Origin of the sequence: Nonomuraea roseola (assembly GCF_039535395.1) — a bacterium.
Classification (GTDB): Bacteria; Actinomycetota; Actinomycetes; order Streptosporangiales; family Streptosporangiaceae; genus Nonomuraea; species Nonomuraea roseola.
On the sequence record NZ_BAAAXC010000015.1, the window covers coordinates 4,568,784 to 4,594,190 of the forward strand.

The 25,407-nt window shown below is 70.0% G+C and carries 24 protein-coding genes, 1 tRNA gene and 1 pseudogene; 11 read left to right on the top strand and 15 right to left on the bottom strand.

Going from position 1 to position 25,407, the window contains the following annotated elements; translation table 11 throughout:
- The first annotated feature begins 85 nt into the window (after positions 1-85).
- Genes ABFX55_RS45165 through ABFX55_RS45180 form a run of 4 tightly spaced genes read left to right on the top strand, consistent with a single transcriptional unit; the run spans position 86 to position 2,684 of the window.
- Positions 86-1,000 carry a carbohydrate ABC transporter permease gene (locus tag ABFX55_RS45165; RefSeq protein WP_346131441.1) on the top strand — a complete coding sequence of 305 codons (915 nt, stop codon included), beginning with the start codon at positions 86-88 and terminating at the stop codon, positions 998-1,000.
- A 1-nt stretch (position 1,001) separates the two neighbouring features.
- The gene (locus ABFX55_RS45170; protein WP_183656808.1) at positions 1,002-1,844 is read left to right on the top strand and encodes a carbohydrate ABC transporter permease; all 843 of its coding nucleotides are present in this window, start codon (positions 1,002-1,004) and stop codon (positions 1,842-1,844) included.
- Between the two features lie 10 nt (positions 1,845-1,854).
- Positions 1,855-2,103: a 4a-hydroxytetrahydrobiopterin dehydratase gene (locus tag ABFX55_RS45175; RefSeq protein WP_183656810.1), complete on the top strand. Its 249-nt coding sequence runs from the start codon at positions 1,855-1,857 to the stop codon at positions 2,101-2,103.
- Between the two features lie 56 nt (positions 2,104-2,159).
- Positions 2,160-2,684 (top strand): superoxide dismutase family protein, encoded by a 525-nt coding sequence (locus ABFX55_RS45180; protein ID WP_346129926.1) that lies wholly within the window; start codon positions 2,160-2,162, stop codon positions 2,682-2,684.
- 165 nt (positions 2,685-2,849) lie between these two features.
- Here ABFX55_RS45180 and ABFX55_RS45185 read toward each other — a convergent pair.
- Positions 2,850-2,909, bottom strand: a pseudogene (locus ABFX55_RS45185) (pirin-like C-terminal cupin domain-containing protein); the annotation flags it as partial.
- Between ABFX55_RS45185 and ABFX55_RS45190 the strand changes: the two are divergent.
- Positions 2,902-3,270, top strand: coding sequence for a hypothetical protein (locus ABFX55_RS45190; protein WP_346129927.1), 369 nt, complete (start codon positions 2,902-2,904; stop codon positions 3,268-3,270). The pseudogene ABFX55_RS45185 and the gene ABFX55_RS45190 overlap by 8 nt on opposite strands.
- Positions 3,271-3,399: 129 nt before the next feature.
- On the opposite strand, the gene ABFX55_RS45195 is transcribed toward ABFX55_RS45190, so the two are convergent.
- Positions 3,400-4,329: a pirin family protein gene (locus ABFX55_RS45195; RefSeq protein ID WP_346129929.1), complete on the bottom strand. Its 930-nt coding sequence runs from the start codon at positions 4,327-4,329 to the stop codon at positions 3,400-3,402.
- Between the two features lie 95 nt (positions 4,330-4,424).
- The gene (locus ABFX55_RS45200) at positions 4,425-5,252 is read right to left on the bottom strand and encodes a spermidine synthase (RefSeq protein WP_346131443.1); all 828 of its coding nucleotides are present in this window, start codon (positions 5,250-5,252) and stop codon (positions 4,425-4,427) included.
- 77 nt (positions 5,253-5,329) lie between these two features.
- Here ABFX55_RS45200 and ABFX55_RS45205 point away from each other — a divergent pair, with 77 nt between their 5' ends.
- The 4 genes from ABFX55_RS45205 (at position 5,330) to lat (ending at position 9,491) form a co-directional block, all read left to right on the top strand.
- Positions 5,330-6,865: a penicillin-binding transpeptidase domain-containing protein gene (locus ABFX55_RS45205; RefSeq protein ID WP_346129931.1), complete on the top strand. Its 1,536-nt coding sequence runs from the start codon at positions 5,330-5,332 to the stop codon at positions 6,863-6,865.
- Between the two features lie 20 nt (positions 6,866-6,885).
- Positions 6,886-7,539 (top strand): PAQR family membrane homeostasis protein TrhA, encoded by a 654-nt coding sequence (trhA, locus tag ABFX55_RS45210; RefSeq protein WP_346129932.1) that lies wholly within the window; start codon positions 6,886-6,888, stop codon positions 7,537-7,539.
- 71 nt (positions 7,540-7,610) lie between these two features.
- A complete protein-coding gene (locus tag ABFX55_RS45215; protein WP_346129934.1) occupies positions 7,611-8,135 on the top strand; it encodes an HdeD family acid-resistance protein in 525 nt (174 codons plus the stop codon).
- 84 nt (positions 8,136-8,219) lie between these two features.
- Positions 8,220-9,491, top strand: a complete 1,272-nt coding sequence (lat, locus tag ABFX55_RS45220) for an L-lysine 6-transaminase (protein WP_346129935.1) — start codon at positions 8,220-8,222, stop codon at positions 9,489-9,491.
- Positions 9,492-9,606: 115 nt separating this feature from the next.
- Here the strand turns inward: lat and ABFX55_RS45225 are convergent, their stop codons facing one another.
- Positions 9,607-9,813: a helix-turn-helix domain-containing protein gene (locus ABFX55_RS45225; RefSeq protein WP_379479044.1), complete on the bottom strand. Its 207-nt coding sequence runs from the start codon at positions 9,811-9,813 to the stop codon at positions 9,607-9,609.
- A gap of 807 nt (positions 9,814-10,620) precedes the next feature.
- Here ABFX55_RS45225 and ABFX55_RS45230 point away from each other — a divergent pair.
- Positions 10,621-10,932: a hypothetical protein gene (locus ABFX55_RS45230; RefSeq protein ID WP_346129937.1), complete on the top strand. Its 312-nt coding sequence runs from the start codon at positions 10,621-10,623 to the stop codon at positions 10,930-10,932.
- Positions 10,933-11,216: 284 nt separating this feature from the next.
- Here ABFX55_RS45230 and ABFX55_RS45235 read toward each other — a convergent pair whose 3' ends face one another.
- The 8 genes from ABFX55_RS45235 to ABFX55_RS45270 all read right to left on the bottom strand — a co-directional run bounded on the left by ABFX55_RS45235 (position 11,217) and on the right by ABFX55_RS45270 (position 20,522).
- Positions 11,217-11,726, bottom strand: coding sequence for a C40 family peptidase (locus ABFX55_RS45235; protein ID WP_346129939.1), 510 nt, complete (start codon positions 11,724-11,726; stop codon positions 11,217-11,219).
- Positions 11,727-12,342: 616 nt separating this feature from the next.
- Positions 12,343-12,418, bottom strand: a tRNA-His gene (locus ABFX55_RS45240).
- A gap of 64 nt (positions 12,419-12,482) precedes the next feature.
- Positions 12,483-13,079, bottom strand: coding sequence for an oligoribonuclease (gene orn, locus ABFX55_RS45245; RefSeq protein WP_346129940.1), 597 nt, complete (start codon positions 13,077-13,079; stop codon positions 12,483-12,485).
- 72 nt (positions 13,080-13,151) lie between these two features.
- Positions 13,152-14,372: a DUF2510 domain-containing protein gene (locus ABFX55_RS45250; protein ID WP_346129942.1), complete on the bottom strand. Its 1,221-nt coding sequence runs from the start codon at positions 14,370-14,372 to the stop codon at positions 13,152-13,154.
- Positions 14,373-14,411: 39 nt separating this feature from the next.
- Complete coding sequence (locus tag ABFX55_RS45255; RefSeq protein ID WP_346129944.1) at positions 14,412-15,749, bottom strand: protein kinase family protein; 1,338 nt, start codon at positions 15,747-15,749, stop codon at positions 14,412-14,414.
- Between the two features lie 24 nt (positions 15,750-15,773).
- Positions 15,774-17,435, bottom strand: a complete 1,662-nt coding sequence (locus tag ABFX55_RS45260) for a serine/threonine-protein kinase (RefSeq protein ID WP_346129946.1) — start codon at positions 17,433-17,435, stop codon at positions 15,774-15,776.
- Between the two features lie 52 nt (positions 17,436-17,487).
- Complete coding sequence (locus ABFX55_RS45265; RefSeq protein ID WP_346129948.1) at positions 17,488-19,821, bottom strand: serine/threonine-protein kinase; 2,334 nt, start codon at positions 19,819-19,821, stop codon at positions 17,488-17,490.
- A 65-nt stretch (positions 19,822-19,886) separates the two neighbouring features.
- The gene (locus ABFX55_RS45270; protein ID WP_346129950.1) at positions 19,887-20,522 is read right to left on the bottom strand and encodes a pyridoxamine 5'-phosphate oxidase family protein; all 636 of its coding nucleotides are present in this window, start codon (positions 20,520-20,522) and stop codon (positions 19,887-19,889) included.
- 56 nt (positions 20,523-20,578) lie between these two features.
- Here ABFX55_RS45270 and pdxR point away from each other — a divergent pair, with 56 nt between their 5' ends.
- Positions 20,579-21,976 carry a MocR-like pyridoxine biosynthesis transcription factor PdxR gene (pdxR, locus tag ABFX55_RS45275; RefSeq protein ID WP_379479045.1) on the top strand — a complete coding sequence of 466 codons (1,398 nt, stop codon included), beginning with the start codon at positions 20,579-20,581 and terminating at the stop codon, positions 21,974-21,976.
- Here pdxR and ABFX55_RS45280 read toward each other — a convergent pair.
- The 3 genes from ABFX55_RS45280 to ABFX55_RS45290 form a co-directional block, all read right to left on the bottom strand.
- A complete protein-coding gene (locus tag ABFX55_RS45280; RefSeq protein ID WP_346129951.1) occupies positions 21,973-23,277 on the bottom strand; it encodes a GH39 family glycosyl hydrolase in 1,305 nt (434 codons plus the stop codon). The two genes, pdxR and ABFX55_RS45280, sit on opposite strands and share 4 nt — an antisense overlap.
- Positions 23,278-23,458: 181 nt before the next feature.
- Positions 23,459-24,211, bottom strand: coding sequence for an SDR family oxidoreductase (locus ABFX55_RS45285; RefSeq protein WP_346129953.1), 753 nt, complete (start codon positions 24,209-24,211; stop codon positions 23,459-23,461).
- Positions 24,212-24,253: 42 nt separating this feature from the next.
- Positions 24,254-25,285, bottom strand: a complete 1,032-nt coding sequence (locus ABFX55_RS45290; protein ID WP_346129955.1) for a phosphotransferase family protein — start codon at positions 25,283-25,285, stop codon at positions 24,254-24,256.
- Positions 25,286-25,407 lie beyond the last annotated feature (122 nt).

Sequence of the window (25,407 nt, forward strand, 5' to 3'; positions counted from 1 at the left end):
CGAACCCGACGCAGTGAGCGAAGTGGGCCCGTGAGGGACGAGCGGGTCCGCGTAGCGAATGAGGAGTGGTGAGCGACCGGTGAGCATGGAGCGGTTGCGCAAGTACGGGTTCGTCGCCGGGTTTCTCGTCGTCCCGCTGACCCTCTATCTGGTCTTCGTCATCAGCCCCTACATCCAGGCGTTCCAACTGGCGCTGACGAGCTGGAACGGATACCAGAGGAACCCGACCTACGTCGGCCTGGCCAACTTCGGCAAGCTCTTCGGTGACGAGGTCTTCTGGCAGGCGATACGCAACCACGCGGTGATCCTGCTCGTGCTGCCGCTCCTGACCATCGCGCTGGCGCTGTTCTTCGCCTTCCTGCTCAACCTGGGCGGCGGGTCGCGCGGCTCGGGCATGAGGGGCGTCTGGGGGTCCACCTTCTACAAGGTGGTCTTCTTCGCCCCCCAGGTGCTCGCCGTCGCTGTCGTCAGCGTGCTGTGGAAGGCCATCTACCGGCCTGACGAGAGCGGTGTCATCAACGGCGCGCTGATCAAGCTGGGTTTCGACCCCGTCGGCTGGCTCACCGAGCCCAGCCTCGCGCTGTGGTCGCTGCTGGCCGTGATGATCTGGCAGGCGGTCGGCTTCTACGTGGTGCTGTTCTCCGCGGGCATGGCCGCCATCCCCAAGGACTACTTCGAGGCCGCCGCGCTCGACGGCGCGGGGCGCTTCAGGCTGTTCTTCTCCATCACGCTGCCGCTGCTGCGCGACACGATCCAGGTCGGCTGGGTCTACCTCGGCATCGCGGCCTTCGACTGCTTCGCGCTGGTCCAGGTGCTGTCGGTGACCGCGGGCGGCCCCGACGGCGCCACGACCGTGCTGCCCGTCGAGATCTACAAGACCGCCTTCTCCTACAACAAGGTCGGTTACGCCTCGGCGATGGGCGTCGCCCTGTTCTTCCTGACCATCACCTTCGCGGTGCTGACCCTGCGCGTCTCCAGGCGCGAGAAGATCGAGCTCTGACATGCGGAACAAGCCCAAGCCCAACGTCTTCAGCGGCCTTTCGCACCTCGCGCTCGTCATCTGGGCCCTGCTGATCATCCTGCCGCTGGTCTGGACGTTCCTGGCCGCCTTCAAGAACAACACCGAGATCTTCGGCGACGCGCTCCAACTGCCGGCCGAGCTGCGCTGGGACAACTGGGCGCGCGCCTGGGACAAGGCGAACGTCGGCACCTACATGATCAACACGGTGGTCGTCGTCCTCTTCGGCACGGCGGGCACCATGCTGTTCGGCTCCATGGCCGCCTACGTCCTGGCCCGCTACACCTTCCCCGGCCAGCGCCTGATCTACCTGCTGTTCGTGGCGGGGATGGCCTTCCCCGTCTTCCTGGCCATCGGCCCGCTGTTCTTCATCGTCAAGCAGTTCGGGCTGCTCGACTCGCACGTCGGCCTGGTCATCGTCTACATCGCCTACTCGCTGCCGTTCACCGTCTTCTTCCTCGCGGCGTTCTTCCGCACGCTGCCCGAGGCGGTCGCCGAGGCGGCGAAGATCGACGGCGCCTCCCATACCCGGACGTTCTTCCAGGTCATGCTGCCGATGGCCAAGCCGGGCATCATCAGCATCACGATCTTCAACGTGCTGGGGCAGTGGAACCAGTACCTGCTGCCGCTGGCGCTGGTGCCGGGCGACAAGGAGAAGTGGGTCATCACGCAGGGCATCGCCGACATCTCCACGATCGCCGGCTACGAGGCCGACTGGCCCGCCCTCTTCGCCGCGCTCAACCTGGCGATCATCCCGGTGCTGGTCATCTACATCATCTTCCAGCGTCAGATCCAGTCGGGGCTCGGAGCCGGCGCCCTGAAGTAACGTGGGCCTCATGAGCGAATGGAAGCAGGAAGGCGAGGAGATCCGGCGCACCGTCACGGCGCCGGACTTCCCCACGGCCATCCGCATCGTCGACGAGATCGCGGTCAAGGCGGAGGAGCTCAACCACCATCCGGACATCGACATCCGCTGGCGCACCCTGCACCTCACCCTGACCACCCATGACGCGGGCGGCCTCACCGACCTCGACCACCAACTGGCGGCCATCATCGACGACATCGCCCGCAAACACGGCGCGTGAACAGCTGATTACTCACTAGAGTGGACGGCCTGTCGCCACCTCTGGGGAGTTCCCTGATGCGCCTGCCTGCCATGCTGTTCGCCCTCCTGGTCGCCGCGCCGGCAGCCGCGGCCTGCGCTCCGAGCGTCGCCGTCAGCCCCACGCCGAACGGCGTGCGGATCTCGGGAGGCGGCCAGTTCGCCACCACGGGCGCCGTCATCGTCTACGACCGTGCGCTGGCGCCCGACGGCGCGCAGGCCAGCGCCACGGTCGAGTCGGTCGCGGGCCAGACCCGCTCGTCCCTGGTCGCCGAGGGGCTGCTGCCCAACAGGGCGTACGGCGTGCACCTGCACGTCAACCCCTGCGGCGCCAAGCCGGACGACGCCGGGCCCCACTACCAGCACGCCCACTCCCACGCCGACGCCAGCAACGAGGTCTGGCTCGACCTGAAGACCGACACGGTGGGCGCGGGCACCTCCTCGGCCCGCCACAGCTGGACACTCAACCGCGACCGCCTGCCCCGCTCCCTGGTCATCCACGCCGAGCCCACCTCTCCCGACGGCACGGCGGGCTCCCGCGTCGCCTGCCTCACCCTGCAGTAGGGCCTGACGACGCGGGAGGTCCCCGCCGCGATCGCGACGGGACCTCCCGCGATGTGGCATGCCGTGTGGCATGCCGGTGTGGGTCAGTGGCCGGCGGGGGACACTGCCGAAGCGCCCCGACTGGTAGTCCTCGAAGGTCTGGACCAGCTCGGCCTTCGTGTTCATCACGAAGGGCCCGTAGTGGGCCACCGGCTCGCCGATCGGCCGCCCGCCCAGGATGATCACCTCGAGGGCCTCCCGTGGGCGCGCCGCGATCCTGGAAGCCAAGGACTTCGAGATGGCCCGGAACCCCTCTGAACTGGCCAACGAAGCCGATGCGCTATTGCGAGGAGACAAAAGCGCCGCCTTTAAGATCGCAAGACGAGCGCAACGGATCCGCACTCACCTGGCCCCCACACTGAACCAATTCACCGACAGCCCCGACACTCGCGGCTGGACCGTTGCCCCCGTCGTGGTCACCAGCCGCGACCTCGTGACCTCACGTGTACTGACGTCGGACGTACCCGTGCTGCCCATCCATCAACTGACGGCATGGGCAGCAGCACAGGCCAGAGACGGCGAGAAAGGCAAGCGCCGCTCCCGCTAGCACTCCCATAGGAGCACCCTTTCCGACGTGTCCGCAAAACACCGACCCGGGCGTCCAGCTGTCCGTGCAGTCCGCACACAGTCGGCGGAAGCCCTGTCGGGGCTCGTCCGCATGTAGCTTCGGCGAGCCCTACAGTCCGCCCTCAGACATCCCGTGCACGGCCGGGATCGTGCCCAACCGTCCTTTCTGGAAGTCCTCGAACGCCTGCTGAAGCTCTTCCCTGGTGTTCATGACGAACGGGCCGTAGTGAGCCATCGGCTCGCGGATCGGCTGCCCGCCGAGGAGGACGACCTCCAGGTCCGGCGTATGGGAGTCCTGCTTCTCGTCCGCGCGGAAGGTCAGCGAACCGCCGGTCCCGAAGACCGCAGTCTGGCCCAGATGGATCGGACGGCGCTCGGCACCAACCGAGCCCTTGCCAGCCAGCACGTACGCCAGCCCGTTGAAGTCCTCCCGCCACGGCAGCGTCACCTCCGCACCCGGCGCCACCGTCGCGTGGATCATCGTGATCGGCGTGTGCGTGACACCGGGACCGGCATGCCCGTCCAGCTCACCGGCGATCACGCGCAGCAGCGCGCCGCCGTCGGGCGTGGTCAGCAGCTGGACGTTGCCGCCGCGGATGTCCTGGTAGCGCGGCGCCATCATCTTGTCCTTCGCCGGGAGGTTCACCCACAGCTGGAGCCCGTGGAAGAGACCGCCGGACACGACCAGCGATTCCGGCGGAGCCTCAATGTGCAGCAGGCCCGAGCCCGCCGTCATCCACTGGGTGTCGCCGTTGGTGATCGTGCCGCCACCACCGTTGGAGTCCTGGTGGTCGAAGATCCCGTCGATGATGTACGTGACGGTCTCGAAGCCGCGGTGCGGGTGCCACGGGGTCCCTTTCGGCTCCCCAGGCTGGTACTCCACCTCACCCATCTGGTCCATCATGATGAACGGATCCAGGTGGCGGTAGTTGATCCCGGCGAACGCCCGACGGACGGGGAAGCCCTCACCTTCAAAGCCGCTCGGCGCGGTCGTCACGGCCAACACAGGGCGAGCCACGGCATCAGCCGGCGCGGCCACGCGCGGCAGGGCCAGTGGGTTCTCTACGGTTACAGCGGGCATCTCGGGCTCCTTCCCTGGAGTACTCGACCCCTGCAACCAAGTTTAGTTTTCAACTATTCCAGGCCGAAGACCGCAGGGGGCGGGACGGGAGCGAGAACGGCGTCGCCCTGGCGGATGGGAGGGGCGCCCGCCACGAAGTTCGTCAGCGCCTCGCCGTACACGCAGCGGGCCTGGGTGAGGCCTCCGGCGGCGCGGCGGGTGAGCAGGTCGACGGGCAGCTCGGCGGGGGAGGCGGCGACGATCAGGTTGCCGAATCTCCTGCCGCGCATGACGCCGGGGTCGGCCAGCAGCGTGACGTGCCTGAACGTGCCGCGGACGGTGGCCACCAGCCGTCTGGCGAAGGCCAGGCCCTTGCCGTCGGCCAGGTTGATCAGCAGCGTGCCGGTGGGGCGCAGGACACGGGCGAGGTCGGCCATGTACTCGGCGGTGGCCAGCTCGACGGGCATCATGGCCCCGGAGAAGGCGTCGAGCACGAGCAGGTCGGTGGAGTCGTCCCAGATGCCCGCGATGGCCTCGAGTCCCCCTTGCAGGCGCACCTTGAGCTTGGGCACGGAGCGGAGGTCGAGCTGGGAGCGGACGAGCTCGACCAGCGCCGCGTCGGGCTCGACAACGATGTGCCTGGAGCCTGGCCTGGTGGCGGCGACGTAGCGGGGGATCGTGCAGGCCCCGCCGCCGACGTGCACACAGTTCAGCGGACCGTCGGGCAGGACGTCGATGACGTCGGCCATCAGCCGCACATATTCGAAATCCAGATATGTCGGATCTTCCAGATCCACGTACGACTGCGGTACACCATCCTTGGACAGCATCCATCCGTGCTGCCGATCAAGATCCCTCAGCAGCTCGACTTCGCCGAAGGTCACCGGATAGCGGCCGGGCATCGGCTCCCGCGCTCCACGTGTCACTTCCGGCTCCCTTTCTGGTAAGACGAGGTGGAACTTGTTCCTGGGAGAACCGTATGCGTAGGCGAAGGCTGGTCGGGCTCTCGGTCGTCCTGGCGGTGGTCGTGGGGGCGGGAGCATTCGCCTTCGTGGCGGCCTCGGGGGTGAGCGGGAACGCCATGGCGACGGCCGGCGCCTATCTGGCGGCGTGGCAGCGCAGCGACATCACCTCGATGGAGCGCATGGTGGCCGATCCGCCCAACGACTTCACCGACAGGCATCTGACCTTCGCCGAGCAGTTCAGGGTGAACGCCCTCACCCTCCAGGCGGGCGCGCTCAAGGTCACGGGGGAGGAGGCGGCGGAGCTGCCGTTCACCGGGACGCGACAGCTGACGGGCATGGGGCCGTGGGGGTTCGCGGGGACGTTGCGGTTGGCCGTCCGCGAGGGGGCGTGGAAGGTGCTCTGGGGGCCTGAGACGCTGCATCCCGCCCTGAAGGACGGCGGCGCCCTCGCTCTGGAGGAGATCGAGGTCTCCGGGGTCGAGCTGGTCACCAGGTCGGGGGCGAAGTTCCCGCACGACAGCGCCGCCGAGCCGTACCTCGACGAGCTCAAGGAGCGGCTCGGCGAGACGAACACCGGCTGGGCGATCAGGGCGGCCGCTCGGGGAGCGGAGCCCAGGACGCTGGTGGTCTTCCAGCCGCCGCCCGCCAAGCAGGTGCGCGTGACGCTGTCGCGGCCGGTGCAGGCGGCCGCGGCCAGGGCGCTGGACGGGGTCGCGAGAGAGGCGGCGATCGTCGCGATCAAGGCGAGCACCGGTGAGATCCTGGCCGTGGCCGACAGGCTGGGGCAGAAGGCGGCCTTCCAGCGGTTCTTCCCTCCGGGCTCGACGTTCAAGGTGGTCACGGCGGCGGGCCTGCTGAAGGCGGGTCTTTCGGCCTCCAGCGGGGTGGCCTGCCCGTCCTCCTTCACCATCCCGAACGGCAGGACCTTCAAGAACGCCAGTGAGAGCGTGACGGCCTCGTCGCTGGCGGGCGCCTTCGCGGTGTCCTGCAACACCACCTTCGCCGAGCAGGCGGTCACCAGACTCGGCGCGACGCGCCTGGACGAGGTGGCCAAGGAGTGGGGCTTCGGCAGGCGGGTGCTGCCCACAGGGGTGGGCGGGCTGTGCGGGGCCATCGAGCCGACCGCCAACCCCGACAGGGTGGGAGAGAACGCGATCGGTCAGGGCTCGGTCAGGGCCTCGCCGCTGTGCATGGCCACGCTGGCCGCCGCCGTCGGCAGCGGCACCTGGCGCGCGCCCAGGTTCGTCACCGCGAAGGCGGCGAGGAAGCTCGACGGCGCTCCGCCCGCCGAGATCGCGCTCGACCAGCGGGTGGCGGGCGAGCTGCGGACGATGATGCGGCAGGTCGTCGCCGACGGCACCGCCAAGGGGGCGGGGCTCGGCGCCGACGTGGCGGGCAAGACGGGAACGGCCGAGGTCGGCGACGGCCCGCCACACGCCTGGTTCGTCGGCTACCGGGGCGACCTGGCTTTCTGCGTCTTCGTCAAGCACGGGGGAGCCGGCGCGAAAGTGGCGCTTCCCATAGCCGTCAGCTTCCTCGGAGCGCTGTAACCTACGCTACCGTAGGTTTCATGACGAGTGTCGCCACCTTCACCAAGCCGCGACTCCGCGGCTGGCTGCACACCGGAGCCCTGCCCATCGCTCTGGTCGCCGGATTCGTCCTGGTCGCTCTGGGCCCGACCACGCAGGCCAGGCTCGCCTCCGCCGTCTACGCGATCACCTCCGCCCTGCTCTTCGGCATCTCGGCCACCTATCACCGCAGCACGCTGGGCCCCCGCCTGGCCGAGGTGCTGCGCAGGTTCGACCACGCCAACATCTACCTGATCATCGCGGGCACCTACACGCCCTTCGCGTTGCTGGCCCTCGACGGGCTGCCCAGGATCGCCGTGCTCGGCGTGACCTGGGGCGGAGCGCTGGCGGGCGTGCTGTTCAGGATGTTCTGGATGTCGGCGCCCCGCTGGCTCTACACCGTCCTTTACCTGGCGCTCGGCTGGACCGCGATCTTCGTGATGCCGCAGCTGCTGCAGGGGGCGGGGATCGCCGCGGTGACACTGGTGGCAGTCGGAGGGGTGCTCTACAGCGCGGGCGCGATCGTCTACGGCCTGCGCAGACCCGACCCCTCGCCCCGCTGGTTCGGCTTCCACGAGGTCTTCCACGCCTTCACCGTGGCCGCCTATCTGGTGCAGTACATCGCGGTCTCGATCGTGGTCTACTCCCATGGGTGAAAACGCTCTGATCGCCGACATTTGACCAGGCAGGGGGCTGCTCGCGCCGCGATTGTGGATAGCAGAGCGGTATGGAGCAATTGGCGAGCACTTGGTGGCTCATCCTCATCCGGGGCATCTGCGCGGTCATCTTCGGCATCCTGGCGATGATCTGGCCCGGCATCACCCTGTGGGTCCTGGTCATCTTCTTCGGCGCCTACGCCATCGTCAGCGGCATCTTCTCGCTGGGCGCCGCCTTCCGCCACGACTCCGGCTCGAAGGCGTGGCTCATCATCTCGGGCGTGCTCGGCATCCTGGCCGGAATCGTGGCCTTCGTCTGGCCCGGCATCACGACCCTGGCCCTGCTCTACGTCATCGCCTTCTGGGCGATCTTCACGGGGGTCACCGAGATCTTCGCGGGGATCCGGCTGCGTAAGACCATCGACAACGAGTGGATGCTGATCATCGGTGGCCTCCTCTCCGTGGTCTTCGGCATCCTGCTGCTCATGTGGCCGGCCACCGGCGCCCTCGCCCTCACCTGGCTGATCGGCGTCTACGCCGTCATCTACGGCATCGCGATCATCCTTCTTTCGTTCAGGGTGAAGAACCTCGCGTAAAGAAGCGTCTTCGACGAAAAGTCTTTACATGTGAGCGGGGTACGGGGGAACGTATGTCGTGATCCGGCTCGAGGGGGAGAGGACATGGACGTACTCGAAAGGCTCGCCCGCCACCTGCTCGTCGATGGTTACCGGCTGGTGCTCGATCTCGACCGCAGCCAGGGCTCCTGGCTCGTCGACGCCCGCACCGGCCGCCGCTACCTGGACTTCTACACCTTCTTCGCCTCCGCCCCCCTGGGCGTGAACCCGCCGCTCGACCCCGCGCTGCTCGGCAGGGTCGCGCTGAACAAGCCCGCCAACCCCGACATGTACACCGAGGAACTGGCCGGTTTCGTCGAGACCTTCAGCCGCGTGCTCGGTGATCCCGCCCTTCCCCACCTGTTCTTCGTGGAGGGCGGCGCGCTCGCGGTGGAGAACGCGCTCAAGACCGCCTTCGACTGGAAGAGCCGCCGCAACGAGGCCGCGGGCCGCTCGCCGGAGCTCGGCACCCGGGTCATGCACCTCACCAGGGCCTTCCACGGCCGCTCCGGCTACACCCTCTCGCTGACCAACACCGAACCGCTCAAGACCGAGCGCTTCCCCGCCTTCGACTGGCCGCGCATCGAGGTGCCCGCGATCCACCACGGCGACGTGGAGGCGGCGGAGGAGCGGGCGCTCGCCCAGGCCAGGGCGGCCTTCGACCGCCATCCGCACGACATCGCCTGCTTCATCGCCGAGCCGATCCAGGGCGAGGGCGGCGACAACCACATGCGCCCCGAGTTCCTGCGCGCCATGCAGGACCTGTGCCACGAGCACGACGCGCTGTTCGTGCTCGACGAGGTGCAGACCGGTGCGGGCACCACCGGGACGCCATGGGCCTACCAGCAGCTCGGCCTGGAGCCGGACATCGTGGCCTTCGCCAAGAAGGTGCAGGTCGGCGGCGTCATGGCGGGGCGCCGCGTGGACCTCGTCCCCGACAACGTCTTCGAGGTCAGCGGGCGCATCAACTCCACATGGGGCGGCGGGCTGGTCGACATGGTCCGCTCCCGCGGCCTGCTGGAGATCATCGAGCGCGACGCGCTCATCCCGCGCGTCGCCCAGGCGGGCGTCCAGCTGCTCGAAGGGCTGGCCAAGCTTCAGGCCGAGCGGCCCGAGCTGGTCTCCAACGTGCGGGGCAGGGGCTTCATGTGCGCCTTCGACCTGCCGGACACCGGCAGTCGGGGGGCGTTGATCACCCGGCTGCGCGAGGAGGAGGGCGTGCTGGTGCTGCCCTGCGGGGAGCGCTCGGTGCGCCTGCGGCCCGCGCTCAACATCGAGGACGCCGACCTCGAGCACGGTGTGGCGGCGCTGTCACGCGCACTGTCCCGCCCGCTGTGAAGCTCGCGCCCGCCCGCCGTACCTTCGTCCGTACGGCGGGAGGGCGCGCGTAGGACGGCGGACCTTCGTCCGTTCGGCGGGCGGGGCGCGCGCGTAGGACAGCGGGGCGCGACGGTCAGGTGTCGCGGTTGAGCCAGAGGCCGATCGCGGTCATGCGGCAGTCGGCACCCAGCTTGGCATAGATGCGATTGACGTGGTTCTTGACTGTCTTCTCGCTGAGAAACAGCCGTTGTGCTATCTCGCCGTTGGACTGACCTGTCGCGATCAGATCCATCACCTCGGCCTCACGCTTGCTCAGGCGTGCGGCGTCGTCGACTCTCATCCGGCCTCCGGAACAGCGAAGTCGGTCAGATCGCCGATTGGCCCCCGTGCTTCCGGCGTAAGCGGTTGACAGCGAGCATAACTCGCATTGTCCTTATTTGGGGCCAAAGTCACTAGAGAAATGCGAAAGACCGGTCCTGAGGGCCGGTGCCACCGCCCCTCCAGCGGTCGATCAGCACCTGACCGTCCGGGAGCGGGAGCGGGCGCCGCGATGAGCGGGCCGACGGTCGGGCGCGGTGTGGCGTGGCGGCTGTCGCCTGGGCCGGCCCGTAGCCGGCCGCCGCCGACGTCGGGGCTCTCGCGATCGCGGTGGTGCCGTCGCCCACGTTCGGTGGGGCGTGGGCGACGGGTCGGCCGTGGTGTGCGCGCCCTGGGGCGCTGCCTCTGAGCAGGCATTCACGACGGGCGGTGCGGGCGCATTTGTGGACGAGGCGTGAGGGCTGTTCGGCGGAGGCGGCGGAATTGCCTGGCCGCCGTGAGACCATCGTCGGCTTCCTGATGGCAATTCCGCCGATTCCCATTCTCGCAGGGCTTCCGTGCGATGCCGGAGATGCTCCAAGTAGTCAACTCGGCACCAGTACGGGGTCAGTGCCCCGCCGCGGCCTTCTTTCGCCCGCGTTCCGCGCAGCCCAAGAGAGGCCAAACGAACAGGAGTCATTTCTCGAATGCAGGTAAGGAATCTTCCGTCATAAACAAAGTCTTCGGTCGCGGGTTTGGGCTAAGGGCCCTCGGGACTACCGAAAGAATACTGACCTTTGGTCCTGGCAGGGTGGGATCCGCTTGAAAGACAGCAGGCAGATAGCCCATTATGATTGCCGAGCGCTTTGGTGCTCTGCCAGAAAAAACTAGCGGCAGCGGTTATCCGCGGGCCATCTCAACGGAGGACACAAACATGCTTCGTCGCATTCTTGTTGGTGCAGCCATCGCCAGCGCCATCGTCGCCACTTCGGGCGCCGCTCACGCGGACTACGCCAAGCCGGAGAAGGGGGACCACGAGTGCTCGCAGAGCAACGTCGCCGCCGGCGGCCTCATCGGTGGCATCCTGGGCAACGTTCTGAACCTGAACAACACCCAGATCGCCATCCTGGCGAACGCTGAGCAGGAGAACTGCGAAGACTAGTCCGTGACTGGTTGGACGCGAGATTGTTCTGACACTTATCCGTCCCGATGAAACGAATTGCAATCCCCCTTCTGGCGCAGTTCTTTCGGGTGTCAGTTGGGCGGCCCGCTTCTCCAGAGCGGGCCGTTCATCGCGCTCAGCATGGCACGAGGCTGGACTTGCCGTTCAGAACGGCACACGCCTGGGCACCCAGGCATTTCAGGTGACGACGACCAACGCTCTGGAGCGATTCGCCGTCACCTGAACCGGTAGGTCAGCGTGTCCGTCCCGCTCGGGAACCCCGGTCATCCGGTAGCGACCTCAGAGGTCGTCGGTGCCGTCTCAGCGGGGCGGACCGCCCCCATGTATCCGCGCCTGACCAGCGGCGCGAAGGTCACGAAGCCGCCCGTGGACGGCGCGTGCACGATCCGCTCCCCGTCGACGGCGATGCCCACGTGCTCGGGTCCCGGCGACACCGGATTGCTGTCATAGAAGACGAGATCTCCCGGTCGCACCTGCCCCTCGGGGACCGGCCATCCGTTTCGCCACTGACCGCGCGCCGTGCGCTTGATGCGCACCCCGGCCTGTGCCCACGCGTATTGTGTGAGCCCCGAGCAGTCGAAACCGACTGTCGCGGCGCCGCGCCCGATTCCGAAACTCGGGCCGTTCGCCCCGCCGCCGCCCCACGAATATGGGACCCCGCGCATTTCCAGTGCGGCGTTCAGCGCCCGCTCCCCGGCATTCACGCTCTCGTACCCGCTTCCCATGCAGCAGAAAAGCAAGGCGGCGGCCAGCGCTGGTCTTTTCCTGGTCATCTGTTCACCACGCGATCCTTCTCCGGTGAAATTCCTACTCCGCAACCCTCACATGCGACACGCGGGGCGTTTGTCGCCAGCAGTCGGATAATTGACAGGAGAATGCGCGTTTCAGTGTCGGCTTGGCACGCGCGGGAGGTCGTCGCGGCGCGTTCCTGGCCACCGGGAAGCAACTGGTTGACTTTTTCAGAGATACTCGAGGCTCGCGACGAATGACCATGCAATCGAGCAGGCGGATACGTTATTTTTTTCCTGTCCACCGAAGGGACGGCAGCCTTGCCCGTTTGATATCAACGGGCAAGGCTCCTGTCCCTTACTCCTCCCCGGAGCGACGCGGCACTCGACGTAGGTCTCGGCGGGGCTCCCGCTGCCGGCTGGTGCGGCCGGCCCGCCGCGGTGTGGTCGGCCCGCGGTGTGGTCGGCCCGCGGGGCAGGCACGGCGACGCTCTCGAGTCCGTGCTCGGCGAAGAACCACGTGAGCGTCCGCTCGACGAGGGGAGGCGGCCGCGAGGGCCGTCCGACGACGCTGTGGAGGCCGGGCCGCTCCCGCCCCGGGGACATCCGGTCACGCAGAAGGCCCGATCACCGGAGTGATCGGGCCTTCTGGCATTTCACCTGGGGTGAGTGAGGGGACTTGAACCCCCGACATCCAGGACCACAACCTGGCGCTCTGCCAACTGAGCTACACCCACCAAGCTCGCGCCGCCGCAGCAGCACATGGAAAAGTGTAGCGGTCTTCGCGACCCTTTGCGCCACTCAGTTACGCGACACACCCTCAGCGAGGGTTCTGGCGGTGGCCGAGTCGGGCCCCGGCTGCGGCACGAACACGGTGGCGCGGTAGTAGCGCAGCTCGCGGACGCTCTCGGTGATGTCGGCAAGAGCCCTGTGCCCGCCCTGCTTCTCGGGCGCGGCGAAGTAGACGCGAGGGAACCAGCGGCGCACGAGCTCCTTGATGGAGGAGACGTCGATCATCCGGTAGTGCAGGTAGGCGTCGACGGCAGGCATGTCGCGGGAGAGGAACGTGCGGTCGGTGCCGATCGAGTTGCCGCACAGCGGCGCCTTCTTCGGCTCGGGGATGTGACCGCGGATGTAGTCGAGCACCAGCGACTCGGCCTCGGCGAGCGTCACGCCCTCGCCGAGCTCGGGCAGCAGCCCTGAGGCGGTGTGCATCTCGCGGACCACCTCCGACATCTGCTCGAGCGCCTCGGACGGGGGCTTGATGACCACGTCGACGCCTTCGTCCAGCTGCCGCAGCTCGCTGTCGGTGACGACGCAGGCGACCTCGATGAGCGCGTCGCGCCCCAGGTCGAGCCCGGTCATCTCGCAGTCGATCCAGACCAGCAAGTCACTCATACGATCAATCTCCTCGCCCAGCGGCTCGGAGCTATCCGCCGCTCGCTCATTAACCCCAGCCTAGTGCCCTGGTCAGGACAGCTTGAGAGAGTTCAGCACCTGAGTGACAAGACCAGTGTCCAGGTTGTCGGGAACCGAAGCGTACAGCAGCGCGGGGCGCTTGCCCTCGCCCCTGTCGACGACCACGACCGCGCCCCGCTCCTTCTTCCACTGGTAGCCGTTCTTCTCCGACTCGGCGGTGAAGTCCAGCTCGTACTCCAGCACCCAGCCCTTGTGGCCGTCGACCGTGATGGCCTTGTCCTGGAGGATCTTCCGCTCGTGCTTGATGGGGTAGAAGCGGGCGAAGTCGATGAAGACGGTGGCGACGGTGCCACGCAGGCCCTGCACGCCTTCGTAGGGGTAGATCGGGTTGAGCTCGCCCGTGTAGATGCTGCCGGTCCAGGTGCTCTCGCCGTCGTACTTCTCGTGCGAGACGGCCGACGTTCCCGCCGACCACTGCTGCATGTTGGGGTCGGGCGCGTTGATCTCGGCGGACTTGGGGACCGCCCACGGGTCGCCTGGAGCGGCGAAGGACAGGCCGGTCCTGGGATCGGTGATGCGGCCGCCCGCGGCGGGGGGCAGCTCGGCGCCGGGGCTCTGCGGCGTCTGCGTGGGCGACTCGCTGGGCGTCGGGCTCGGCGAGGGGGCCGGCTCGCTCTGGCTGGCGCTCGGGACCGGCTCGGGGGTCGGCTGGGCCGTCGTCCCGCTGCTCCTGTTGACGAGGAAGATCGCCGCGCCTGCGATCAGCGCGAGCACCAGGACCACGCCGATCCCGCCGAGTACCCACGGCAGCGCGCCGCCGCCCGACTTGGGCGGCTGGCCGAAGTCGGGCCTGGGCATCTGCGCGGTTCCGCCGCCCCACGGCTGCTGGCCGTACTGCTGGGTGGGAGCGGCGGGCCACCCGCCGCCCTGCGGGGCCGGCCCCTGCGCCCAGCCTCCGCCGGGCGCGGGGTGCTGCCCCTGTGCCTGGTACGGCTGCGAAGGGGCGGCGTTGCCCCCGTGGTACGGCGTGCTCCCCACCACGGGTGCCTGCGGCTGGTGCGGGGAGCCCGCCTGCGGAGGCCCCGCCTGAGGAAACCCTGCCTGAGGAGACCCCGGGGGCGGTCCTGCCTGCGGAGGCGTGGACTGCTGGGCGCCTGACGGCCGCTGCTCCATGGGGTGCGTGGCGTCGGTCCACTGGGCCCCGTCCCACCACCGAAGCTGCGGCGAGCCGTAGGGGTCGGGGTACCAGCCTGCGGGGGTCTGCGTGGTCATGGCCGCCAGACTAATAACAACCGCTTTGTCATGGGTAGATCAGCACTTATACGTGAATGTCGCTTTGTCCTCGATCTTCTGTCCCTGGGGGATGGGTGACAGGACGCGTAGGCGTGCCGTGAGCTTGGCGGTGGCCTCGCCCTTCACCGTCCACCTCAGCTGCACGGTGTGGGTGGTCTTGCCCGAGGGCACGGTCTCGGTCTGCTCGATGGGCTCCTTCCTGTCGCTGCGCAGCCACTGGAAGGTGACCCTGCCCGCCTCGCCGTTCGTGACCAGGCTCCCCGTGATCGTGGCGGTCTTGCGGCAGCCCAGCGTCTTGGGCGCGCTCACCGTCGCCGCCCGCACGACCAGATCGGGTGAGGAGCGCACAGAGAGCCACGCCAGCACCGCGCCGGCGATGACCAGCGCGAACACCGCGGCGGAGACGACGGCCCTGCGGCGCCTGGCTCTGCCGGCCTTCTTCGCGCGCATGCCGTAGCGGGCGGGGCCCCCGGGCCTCGAGCCGTCCCTCCAGATCTTCTCCGCCGTGGTCTCGCCGTGGGCGGCGGCGGGAGTGACGCCGGGGCCGAAGTGCACGGGCTCCTGCGTGGGGCCAGGGACCCTCAGCATCGTGGCGATCTCGCCCTCGTCCCTGACCTGCGGGCCCGCGCCGCCAGGCGAGGCGGGCGGTGCCCAGCGGCGGGCGGTCTCGGCGAGCAGGTCGCGGCTGATGAGGCCGCCGGGCAGCGCCTCGCGTCCGGCCAGCAGGCCGTCCCTGGCCGCGGGCAGACCACGGGTGGTGGCGGTGACCGCCGCCCGCTCGAACAGCTCCGCCGCGCCCCGCGCGCCCGAGGCCCAGGTGGCGGCGAGCCCTCTGGCCAGCGCCGCCCAGGCCGTGACGTCGCGTTCGGGAGCGGGCGGTAACCCTCTGACCGCGTCGGCGAGGCCGCGCTCGCCCAGCAGGGTGGCCCCGTCCTCGGCGACCAGGACCGTGCCGGGGTGGAAGGAGCCGTGGGCCAGCCCCGCCGCGTGCAGGGCGGCGAGCGTCTGCGCGCTCTCCACCAGCACCGCCGCGGCGCTGGCAGGGTCCATGGCGGGCGCGCTCAGCAGCTCCGACAGCGTGGGGGAGACCGCGTGGGCGGCAAGCAGCCACACCTCTTCCCCCGCCGTCACCAGGTCGGCGATCGGCACCAGCCCCGACATGCCGCTCTCCGCCAGCCTGCGGTCGACGATCACGGCCTGGACGAGGCGCTCACGCGCGCCCGGCGTGAGCAGAAGCCCGGGATCGAAGCGCAGGGCGCCCGCCCTGCGCCCGTCTGGCCCCGTCGCCTCGACCCACGTGCCCAGCTCCGTCGCCCTGATCCTGTCGGAGAGCAGGAATCCGGCGATCATGCTCATGAATCCCCCGGTCGCTCGCCCCCGCTAGCTCTTTCTCCTGTGCCGCCCCGCGACGCGGCGTTTCACCGCCAGTGTGACCGGTACCGCGCCAGACGTCACCAGTCCGAGCGCGAGCAGAGCGGCGGGCGCCTTCGCGATCACCTCCGCGGGGCTCTCGGTGACCCTCGGCCCGTCGGTGTCCGTCGAGGTCGGCTCGCCCGGCGACTCGCCGGGTTCCTCCGGGTCGGGGGTCTCTCGCGGCGTCTCGGTGGAGCGCGTCTCCGAGGGACTCGGCGGGGGCGGAGGAGGAGGGGGAGGGGCCGAGGTCGTCGCGGACTGCGAGGGCCTGCTGGACGGCGGCGGCGCGTCGTTGTCCGCCTTGCCGCGCAACGAGGCGTCGGGCGTAGGCGTGGGAGTCGGTGTCCTGGTCGCCTTCGGGCGCGGCGGCGGGGGAGAGGCCCTGATCGGCCGCTTCGACGGCGTGGGCGTGGGCGTGGCGGTCGGCGCGACCGCGGCCACCGTCGGTGTCGGTGCGGGTGTGGTCGTGGTGGGTGCCGCCTCGGCGGTCGGCTCGTCCTCCGTGGGCTCCTCCGAAGCCGACTCCGACGGCGAGGGCGCCTCGATCAGCGAGGTCGGAGCGCTCGGTGTCACAGGCGAGGTCTGCGCCCGCAGCGCGGGGTCGTCCTCGCCCGAGGTGAGCAGCACCGTGGTGACCGTGCCGATCACCGCGACCAGCCCGATGCCGACCATCACCTTCACACCCAGCTTGGCCAGCAGGCGCTGAGGCGCGGCGAACTCTGTCTCGGCCAGCGACGTGCCGGTGTCGGCAGGCGCGTCCGGCGCCTCGGGGAAGAGCACGAGCAGCAGCCCGGCCAGGCGGGCCAGCCGCCGCCTGCCCCGCTCCTCCCAGTCGGGACCGCAGGCTCGCGCCGCCACGCTCTCCAGCTCGGAGAGGAAGGCCTCGGCCGAGGGCGGTCGCTCCATCGGATGCTTGGACAGGCCCCTCTCGACGAGGGGCTGCAGCGCCTCGGGCACCTCCTCGATCGGCGGCGGCGTGGCGTGGTGCTGCCTGGCCAGCGCGGGAACCGTCGCGGCGCGGAAGGGCCGCATGCCGGTGAGGCACTCGAAGAAGACGATCGTCGCGGCGTAGACGTCGCCCGCCGGAGTGGCGGGGCCGCCCGACCACTGCTCGGGCGCCATGTAGGCGGGCGTGCCCGCGGCGTTGACACCCTCGCCCTGCCGGACGGCGATGCCGAAGTCGACGAGCTTGCTGCTGCCGTCGCCCTGGACCATCACGTTCTCGGGCTTGAAGTCGCGGTGGACCACGCCGATCGCGTGCGCCGCCGCCAGACCCTGCAGCGCGCCCTTGAGCACGACCAGAGCGGCCTCGGGACCCGTCGGCCCCTCGGAGTCGAGCAGGGCGCGCAGGGAGACGCCGTCGATCAGCTCCATGATGATCGCCGCGCCCTGGCCGTCCTCGACGTACCCGATCAGGCGGACGTTGTGCGGACTGCGCATGCTGCCGAGCAGCCGCGCCTCGTGCCTGAACCTGGCCACGAAGCCGACGTCGTCGCGCAGGCTGTCGGACAGGTACTTGATCGCGACCTCGACGCCGTCGTGCTCGCGCCGAGCCAGGACCACCCGTCCTGACGCGCCGGTGCCAAGCTCGCGCACCTCGGTATAACCGGGGACCCCCCACCGGTCCATCAGACCACCTCGGATCTATCTGGGCCCCCACCCGTATCAGACGGAGCGTAGCCTAACGGCTCAGACCAAGATCAGGGGTGGAATTGTCGGTATCTGGCCGTTGATCGTCCGGTTTTGGACTCTCGGTCTCGGTCTGCGGACGGCACGCGGGGGTCTTCCCGCCTGCCGAGTCGCTCCCGTTGGCCGCCGCGGGGCTGGTGGAGGCCGTCACGCCCCACGCCGATCCGCACGGCGTCCCCGCGAAGGTGAAGCTGACGGTCCTGGTGTAGGCGGTCTGCCCCGACAGGTCGAGCGACTCGGTGTGCTGGACACGTCCCGCGAGGGTGAAGGTCACGCTGAGCCGTACCGGCTGGGTGCCGGCGGCGGCGACGCTCACCACGGCCGTCGCGCGGCCCCTGGCGTTGAGCGAGGCGCGGGCGACGGAGACCTGCCGCACCGCGGCCTCGCACGGCACCGCGGCCCTGGCGGTGGCCTGCCTGCCGCCCGCCCTCACGGTGACCGTCACCGTGCCGCCGCACGGGCGCTGGGCGAAGGTGTGGGTGACGTCCTTGGCGTAGGCGTCGCGGCCGGACAGCGAGGCGGACGTGGTGGACACCCGCTCGCCGTTGAGCGCGAAGGCGGCCCGCAACCCGACCGTGCCGGTGCCGCTCGTCGCCACGGAGACCCGCGCGGTCACGGCCCTGCCCGGCGCCTCGGCCATGTCGAGCGAGACGCGCAGCCCCGTGACGTCCGTGGGGCAGGCGGGGACGGCCGCGCTGACCCTCTTCAAGCCGCCGGGAGCGGCGGGCGAGGTGGACACGGTGAGCCTGACGGTCTTGCCGCACGCGCCCTTGCCGAGGCCGTGGCTGAAGGTGCGGGTGTAGGACAGGGCGCCGCGCACCTGGCTGGTCGCGGTGCGCACGACCTGGCCGTCCACCGAGAAGCGCGCGGTGATCGTGACGGCTCCCGCGCCGCTGGTGCGGAGGGAGACGGTGGCCGAGGCGAGGGAGTCCGCGTCGACCGTCAGCTTGCCGACGTCCAGCGCCGACACCGCGGTCGGCGGCGTGGGCGTGGGGGTCGGCGTGGGTGTGGGCGTGGGTGTGGGGGTCGGGGTGGGGGTCGGGGTGGGCTTCGGCGTCGGGGGCTTGGCCGTCGGGGTGGTCCCGGGGTCCGGGTCCGGGGCGTCGCTCGTCGCGGGGTCCGGGTCGGGGGCGCCGCTCGCCTCACCGCCCGCCTCGCCCGTGGGCTCGCCGGTGGGCTCGTCCGTGGGAGCTCCCCCCGGTTCCCCGCCCCCGCCACCCGTCTCGGAGGTCTCGGAGGGCAGCGAGGCGGGGCTGGGCAGCTCGGGGGAGAGGGACGGCGCCGCCGCCACCGCGTCGACCGTCGTGGCGGGCGGCTGCTGCGCGCCGGCCAGCACGTACAGCGTGGCCCCTGCGGCGACCACCGCCGCCGCGCTGCCCACCAGCAGCCGCCTGCTGTTGCGCCGCGCGGCGTCGAAGACCGTGCGGAAGAACGTCGAGCCCGCGGCGTGAGGAGGCGCTTGCGGCAGCGGCAGCAGGAAGGCCAGCAGGGCCACGAGCGCGGCCAGCCGCCGCCTGCCCCGCTCCTCCCACTCCTCGCCGTAGGCCGCCACTGCGGCCTCCTCCACCTCGGTCACGAACGCCGCCGCGCTCGAAGGGCGCTCGGCGGGATCCTTGGCCAGGCCGCGCCCGATCAGCTCCCGCATCTCCTCCGGCGCGTCATGGACGGGGACGGGCGCGTGCAGGTGCTGGTAGCCCAGCACGTGCGACTCCGTCGAACGGTAGGGCCTGTGTCCTGTCAGGCACTCGAAGAAGACGACCGTGGCCGCGTAGACGTCGGTCGCGGGGGAGGCCGGCTCGCCGGACCACAGCTCGGGCGCCATGTACGGAGGGGTGCCCGTGGCCCTGGTCGCCGTGCCCTGCCGTACGGCGATGCCGAAGTCGACGAGCTTGCTGACCCCGTCGTCCCTGACGATCACGTTCTCGGGCTTGTAGTCCCTGTGGACCAGCTGCGCGGCGTGCGCCCGCTCCAGGCCCAGCAGTGAGCCCTTGAGCACGACGAGCGCCGCCTCAGGGCCCGTCGTGCCGTTCTCGCGGAGCAGCGCACGCAGGGAGACGCCGTTGACGAGCTCCATGACGATCGCGGCGCCCTCTGGCTCCTGGACGTACTCCCACATCCTGGCGATGTGCGGGTCCACCAGGGTGGTCAGGAGCTCCGCCTCGGACCTGAAGGCGGCCAGCGCCCCTGGCTCCCGCCGTACGCGCTCGGACAGGTACTTGATCGCGACGTCGGCGCCCGTGTCGTCGTGCACGGCGAGGACGACCCTGCCGCTGCCGCCCGAGCCGAGCTGACGCACCTCGGTGTAGCCGGGGACGCTCCATTCCATGGCGCTCTCCCATCAGGAGTGTGGCCCACCTGATGAGACGACTGAACTGGCGTCCTGGTTTGCTGTCAACGGTCCCTAATGTGGGCGGGTGTCGCCGTGTCCTCTGCGAGCACGGGATCGGGCACCGGCGCGCCCCACGACGAGACCACCGGCAGGACCCCCGCCCAGACAGGAAGCGCGTAGTCCTCCTCCTCGTCCTGCGGCGCGCCCGCGCGCAACTTCACCGAGGCCTCCTCCAGCGACAGGGCCAGCACCGCCGTGGCCGCCAGCTCCTTGCGGGTGGGCCGCCTGGCGTAGTCCCACTGTCCCGGCGCCAGCTGCTCGGTCAGCGCGCGCAGCCCGTCCATGCGCTCCTGCTCGTCGGTCACCAGCCTGGCCTCGCCGTAGACGATGGCCGAGCGGTAGTTGACGGAGTGGTTGAAGACCGAGCGCGCCAGCACGATGCCGTCGAGATGGGTGACCGTCACGCAGACCTGCCGGCCCTGCCCCGCGCGCAGCGACCGGGCGCCGGTGGAGCCGTGCAGGTACAGCGTGTCGCCGATGCGGCCGTAACCTGTCGGCACCACCATGGGGTGACCGTTCACCACCACGCCCAGATGGCAGATGAGCCCGCTGTCGAGCACCTCGTAGAGATCGTTCCTGTCGGTGCTGCCGCGGTGCTTCTCACGGCCGAGCGTCGTGCGGGGTGTGGTGGAGAGCATGCTGTCACGGTATTGAGATAGTGGACCTGTCGTTAATGTCCACTAATAACCGCTTCTTGGGGACCACTTCCTTGCGCACGCTCATCGACCTGCCCATCTCCCTGTCGAGAGACGCGGCGCCGCCGCTCTCCGTCCAGCTGGGCGACTGGCTGCGGGGGGCCATGCGGGCGGGCGCGCTCACCGCGGGGACCCGCCTGCCGTCCTCGCGCGGGCTCGCCGCGCAGCTCGGCGTCAGCCGTACGGTGGTCACGGAGGCCTACCAGCAGCTCTACGCCGAGGGATGGCTGGAGGGCAGGCACGGCTCGGGCACCTTCGTGGCCGACCTGTCGGCCGACGCCGCGCCACGCGCCCCGCAGGAGCTCGCCCCGCCCGAGACCAGGCGGGTACGGCAGGCGCCGCTGATCGACCTCACCCCAGGGGATCCGTGGGTGAGGGACTACGACGCGGCGGCATGGAGGCGGGCCTGGCGGAAGGCCGCCGACCTGCCGCCAGGCGACGACCCCGACCCGTACGGCCTGCCGCTCCTGCGCGAGCTGCTCGCCGGGCACCTGCGCAGGTCCAGGGCGATCGCGGTGGGCCCGGAGAACATCCTGGTCACCAGGGGCACGGGCAACGGCCTCGACCTGGTCGCCCTGGCCCTGCTCGGTCCCGGCGCGAGGGCGGGGGTCGAGGACCCCGGCTACCGTGTCGCCCGCAACGTCTTCGCGGCAAGGGGCGCCACGATCGTGCCGTGCCCCGTGGACGAGGACGGCGTCATCGTGTCGGGGCTCCCCTCCGACCTGCGCGTCCTCTACACCACCCCCGCCCACCAGTACCCGATGGGCGGCCGCCTGCCCATCCCGCGCAGGGAGCGGCTGCTGGCATGGGCGCGGCGCACGGGGGCCATGGTGGTCGAGGACGACTACGACGCCGAGTTCCGCTACGACGTGGCCCCGCTGCCCGCCCTCTACGGCCTCGACCCTTCGCGCGTCGTGCTCCTCGGCACGCTGTCGAAGTCGCTGGCCCCCGACGTCGGCGTGGGCTGGCTCGTGGGCGAGCCCGCGCTGCTGAGCAGGATCGCCGAGATCCGCCAGAACCTGTCCGACCGCACCAGCGGCCCTGTCCAGCAGGCGGTCGCGACCCTGCTGGAGCGCGGCGACCTCGACAGGCACCTGCGCAGGATGCGGCTGGAGTACGCCCGCCGCCGCGCGGCCGTGGTCGAGATCCTCGGCCCTGTCTGCCGCCTGCGCGGCGACACCGCGGGGCTGCACGTCCTGGCCGAGCTACCGCCGTCCGTGGTGGAGGCGATCGTCGGCGCCGCCGCCTCCCGTGGTGTCCTGCTGGACACCACGGCCCGTCACCACCACGCCGACTCCCACGTGCACGGCCTGGTCATCGGGTACGGCTCGGCCTCGCTGACCGAGGTGCGGCGCGGCTGCCAGATCCTCGCCGAACTCGTCGCCTGCGCCCGCTAGGCGGGGCCCCGCTGGCTCCACTTGATCTCGTACGCCTTGAACGTGAACGGCTTGCCGTCGACCGTCGCCGTCAGCTCGGCGTCGGTGGTGTTGACCATCACCATCTGGTTCGGCTGGGCCAGCACCCGCACCTTCGGGTCGCTGGTGGTCACCTGCTCCAGCTTCGCGTTGGTGGGGAACCACTTGACGAACCCGCTGAGCAGCCCCGCCATCGGCATCTCGTCGCCGCGCCCCGGCACCCAGAGGCAGCCGTGGCACTCGCCCGCGGGCTTCTTCTGGGGGTTCCAGTACAGGGCGGTGGTGACGCCGCTCCTGGCGAACTCCATCATCGCCGTGGCCTGCACCGCGGCGACCTTCTCCTCGCTCCACCCGGTGTTCTCGGGCTCGACGTAGTACTCGGCCCACCACACGGGCAGGTCGCCGCTCTTCTGGCGCAGCCAGGTGGTGATCGCGGAGAACTTCGCCGTCGCGCCGAACTCGTCGGGCAGCGGCTGCTCCTGCTCCTTGGTCATCGTGGCGCCGTCGACGACGACGAACTCGGCGCCCTTCTTGTGCTTGATCCAGTACTCGATCGCGTCGAGCACCCGCTTGTCGACCACGCCCCACGGCCCGCTGACCTCCGAGGTGCCGATCCTGGGATCGTGGTGGTCGATCGGCACGTAGGGCCCGCCCACCTTGATCTCGGGGTTCACCTTCTTGAGCGCGTCGTAGACCTTGTTGTAGAGCTCGGTGTAGGCCTCGGCGTCCCACCTGTTGCCCGCCTGGTTCCAGAAGCCCTTGAACTCGTTCCACACCATGAAGTGCTTCACGGTCGGATAGCGCTTGGCGACGGTCGCGGCCAGCCTGGCGTAGTCGTCGAAGTGCTCGCGCTTGGGCGCGGTGGTGTGGTTCTTGGACCAGTCGGTACGGCCCGCGGTGCCGCCCTTCATCCAGTCGGGCGCGCAGCACAGCGTGATGACGGGGATCGAGCGGGAGTCCGACATCATCTTCATGCGGCGGTCGAGATCGCGGAAGTCGTACCTGCCGGGGCTCGGCTCGGGGTTGCCCGCGCCCCAGCCCATGATGTGCTGGTTCTGCAGCATCGGCTCACGGGCCAGGATGCCGACGGCGGCCTCCCTGACCTCCGGGGTGTCCTGGTCGGCGCTGTACTGCGTGTGGGTGACCCCCCAGCGCGGCCAGTCCTCGGTCGCGGGCGGGGCGCTCAGGCTGGGCGCGGCCTGCGTGGGCGGGATCGTGGCCTGCTCGCCCGCGGAGCTGTTCCTGGTGCCCGCGTAGATCATGATCCCGGCGACGAGAGCCACCGCGACGATCCCGGCTGCCAGAGCGATCGGCCAGGGGGAACGCCTGTGCGCGTGTCGGCCGTTCGTCGGTATCACCGGGGTCCTCCTGCACCGTTCCACATGACGAAGCCGGGTCATAGAGCCCGGCGCCACTCCAAGGTAACCGCCGGGGTTGCAGGACGCTTGAATCTTCCACTACGGATTAGCTGGGATTCGGCGGCCGCTGTCCTCCTGCCGGCCCGGGCACGCCAGCATAACGGTAGGGGACAGGTGCCCGACCAGGCTGAACGACCAGCAGCGTGCCCGGCTCCTCGGTGTAGAAGGCGGACTCCACGGCGCCCGCGACGTCCTCGGCGGTCAGCAGGGGGAAGCCCGCGCCGACGAACATCTCGCGCTGCGAGGCGACCAGAGGGGTGTCGGTGAAGCCGGGGCAGACGGCGCCGATCCTGATGCCGTCGCGGGCCAGCGGAGCCGCCAGCGCCCTGACCAGACCGACGACGGCGTGCTTGCTCATCGTGTAGATCGGATCGCCGTCGAAGCCGACCAGGCCCGCGAGGGAGGCCGTGACGACGATCGCGCCACCGCCCGCCCTCCTGAGCAGCGGCACGGTGGCGGCGACGCCGAAGACGACGCCGTCGACGTTCACGCCCATGGCGACGCGGTACTGCTCGAGGTCGAAGTCGGCCAGGTCGACGCCGCTGGAGATGCCCGCGTTGAGGTGGACCAGGTCGAGCCTGCCGTACCTCTCCTCTGCCAGCTCGGCCGCGCGCAGCGAGGTGTCGCGCTCGGTGACGTCACCGGCCAGCCAGACGCCGCCGACCTCCTTGGCCATGCGCTCGACGCCCGCCTCGTCGCGGTCGAGGAGCACGCAGCGCGCCCCGCCCGCCGCCATCCTGCGAGCGACGGCGGCGCCGATGCCGCTGGCCGCTCCGGTGATGAGAACCACACTGCTCATCGGGTCACTCCTTGTGGGTCGTCCGCTGCCGCGGAGGAGGGGTCAGGCGGGGCCGTCGTCGAGCGTGCGGTGGGCGCGGGCGAGCAGGGTGGGCACGGCGGCTCCGATGCGCTCGAACCCCTCACCCACGGTCTTACCCTGCCTGAACCTGGCGTGGATACCCTCCACGATGACGGCGAGTTTGAAGTTGCCGAAGGCCACGTAGAAATCGAGGTCGCCGAGGTCCCTGCCGGAGACCTTGGCGTAGTGGGCGGCGAACTCGGCGGCGTTCAGGAAACCCGGGGCGAGCGTGACGTCACCTGCCACGGGGATCGACGCGCGCTCCTCGTCTCCGGGGTCGTGCCAGTAGGTCAGCGTGAGGCCGAGATCGGCCAGGGGGTCGCCCAGCGTGGACATCTCCCAGTCGACGACCGCGAGGATCTCGGGAGGATCGGGCCTGACGAGCGTGTTGTCGAGCCGGTAGTCACCGTGCACCAGCGTGGCGGCGGAGGTGGAGGGCAGGCGGGCCCGCAGTCTGGCGACCAGCGCGTCGTAGGCGGGTTCCTGACGGTCGGCCGACCGTTCCCACTGCTGGCACCAGCGCTCCAGCTGCCGCGTCATGTACCCGTCCGGACGGCCGAAGTCGCCCAGCCCGACCGCGCGGTAGTCCACGGCGTGGATCTCGGCCAGCACCTCGGCCAGGCGCTGCGACAGCCGCCGCGTCTCCTCGGGCCCGGGGGTGGACAGTTCCTGCCTGTTGCGGACGGCGGCGCCCTCGACGTACCCCATCAGGTAGAACGGGGCGCCGATCACCTCCTCCTCGGCGCAGAAGGCCACCGGCTCGGGGACCGGCACGGGGGTGCCGTGCAGGGCGGAGATCACGCGCCACTCGCGGCGCATGTCGTGCGCGGTGGGCAGCACGTGGCCGAGCGGAGGGCGGCGCAGGACCACGCTCCGCCGCGCCGTCTCCACCAGATACGTGAGGTTCGATCTGCCACCGGAGATCAGCGACACCGAGACCGGCTCGCCCGCCGAGGGGACGTGCTCGCCCATCCACGCGACCAGCCGCGGCCAGTCAATGCCAGGTACCGTCATGGGACCCCATTAGAACTCGATTCGGTTCTCGCTGCCAAAAATTAGAGTTCCCTAAATTTGCACCTCATCGTGATCCCCCACCTCCGTCCATCCTTTAACGTTGCTGTACATCGCCGTTTCCA

Coding starts and splice junctions, on each gene's coding strand:
- ABFX55_RS45230 (WP_346129937.1), top strand. CDS start 10,621: ATGATTGCCGAGCGCTTTGGTGCTCTGCCAGAAAAAACTAGCGGCAGC.
- lat (WP_346129935.1), top strand. CDS start 8,220: ATGGACGTACTCGAAAGGCTCGCCCGCCACCTGCTCGTCGATGGTTAC.
- ABFX55_RS45235 (WP_346129939.1), bottom strand. CDS start 11,726: ATGACCAGGAAAAGACCAGCGCTGGCCGCCGCCTTGCTTTTCTGCTGC.
- ABFX55_RS45165 (WP_346131441.1), top strand. CDS start 86: ATGGAGCGGTTGCGCAAGTACGGGTTCGTCGCCGGGTTTCTCGTCGTC.
- ABFX55_RS45270 (WP_346129950.1), bottom strand. CDS start 20,522: ATGCTCTCCACCACACCCCGCACGACGCTCGGCCGTGAGAAGCACCGC.
- ABFX55_RS45260 (WP_346129946.1), bottom strand. CDS start 17,435: ATGGACCGGTGGGGGGTCCCCGGTTATACCGAGGTGCGCGAGCTTGGC.
- ABFX55_RS45200 (WP_346131443.1), bottom strand. CDS start 5,252: ATGCCCGGCCGCTATCCGGTGACCTTCGGCGAAGTCGAGCTGCTGAGG.
- ABFX55_RS45265 (WP_346129948.1), bottom strand. CDS start 19,821: ATGGAATGGAGCGTCCCCGGCTACACCGAGGTGCGTCAGCTCGGCTCG.
- ABFX55_RS45290 (WP_346129955.1), bottom strand. CDS start 25,285: ATGACGGTACCTGGCATTGACTGGCCGCGGCTGGTCGCGTGGATGGGC.
- ABFX55_RS45205 (WP_346129931.1), top strand. CDS start 5,330: ATGCGTAGGCGAAGGCTGGTCGGGCTCTCGGTCGTCCTGGCGGTGGTC.
- ABFX55_RS45255 (WP_346129944.1), bottom strand. CDS start 15,749: ATGAGCATGATCGCCGGATTCCTGCTCTCCGACAGGATCAGGGCGACG.
- ABFX55_RS45285 (WP_346129953.1), bottom strand. CDS start 24,211: ATGAGCAGTGTGGTTCTCATCACCGGAGCGGCCAGCGGCATCGGCGCC.
- ABFX55_RS45170 (WP_183656808.1), top strand. CDS start 1,002: ATGCGGAACAAGCCCAAGCCCAACGTCTTCAGCGGCCTTTCGCACCTC.
- ABFX55_RS45215 (WP_346129934.1), top strand. CDS start 7,611: ATGGAGCAATTGGCGAGCACTTGGTGGCTCATCCTCATCCGGGGCATC.
- ABFX55_RS45190 (WP_346129927.1), top strand. CDS start 2,902: ATGATCACCTCGAGGGCCTCCCGTGGGCGCGCCGCGATCCTGGAAGCC.
- ABFX55_RS45175 (WP_183656810.1), top strand. CDS start 1,855: ATGAGCGAATGGAAGCAGGAAGGCGAGGAGATCCGGCGCACCGTCACG.
- trhA (WP_346129932.1), top strand. CDS start 6,886: ATGACGAGTGTCGCCACCTTCACCAAGCCGCGACTCCGCGGCTGGCTG.
- ABFX55_RS45180 (WP_346129926.1), top strand. CDS start 2,160: ATGCGCCTGCCTGCCATGCTGTTCGCCCTCCTGGTCGCCGCGCCGGCA.
- orn (WP_346129940.1), bottom strand. CDS start 13,079: ATGAGTGACTTGCTGGTCTGGATCGACTGCGAGATGACCGGGCTCGAC.
- ABFX55_RS45225 (WP_379479044.1), bottom strand. CDS start 9,813: ATGAGAGTCGACGACGCCGCACGCCTGAGCAAGCGTGAGGCCGAGGTG.
- ABFX55_RS45250 (WP_346129942.1), bottom strand. CDS start 14,372: ATGACCACGCAGACCCCCGCAGGCTGGTACCCCGACCCCTACGGCTCG.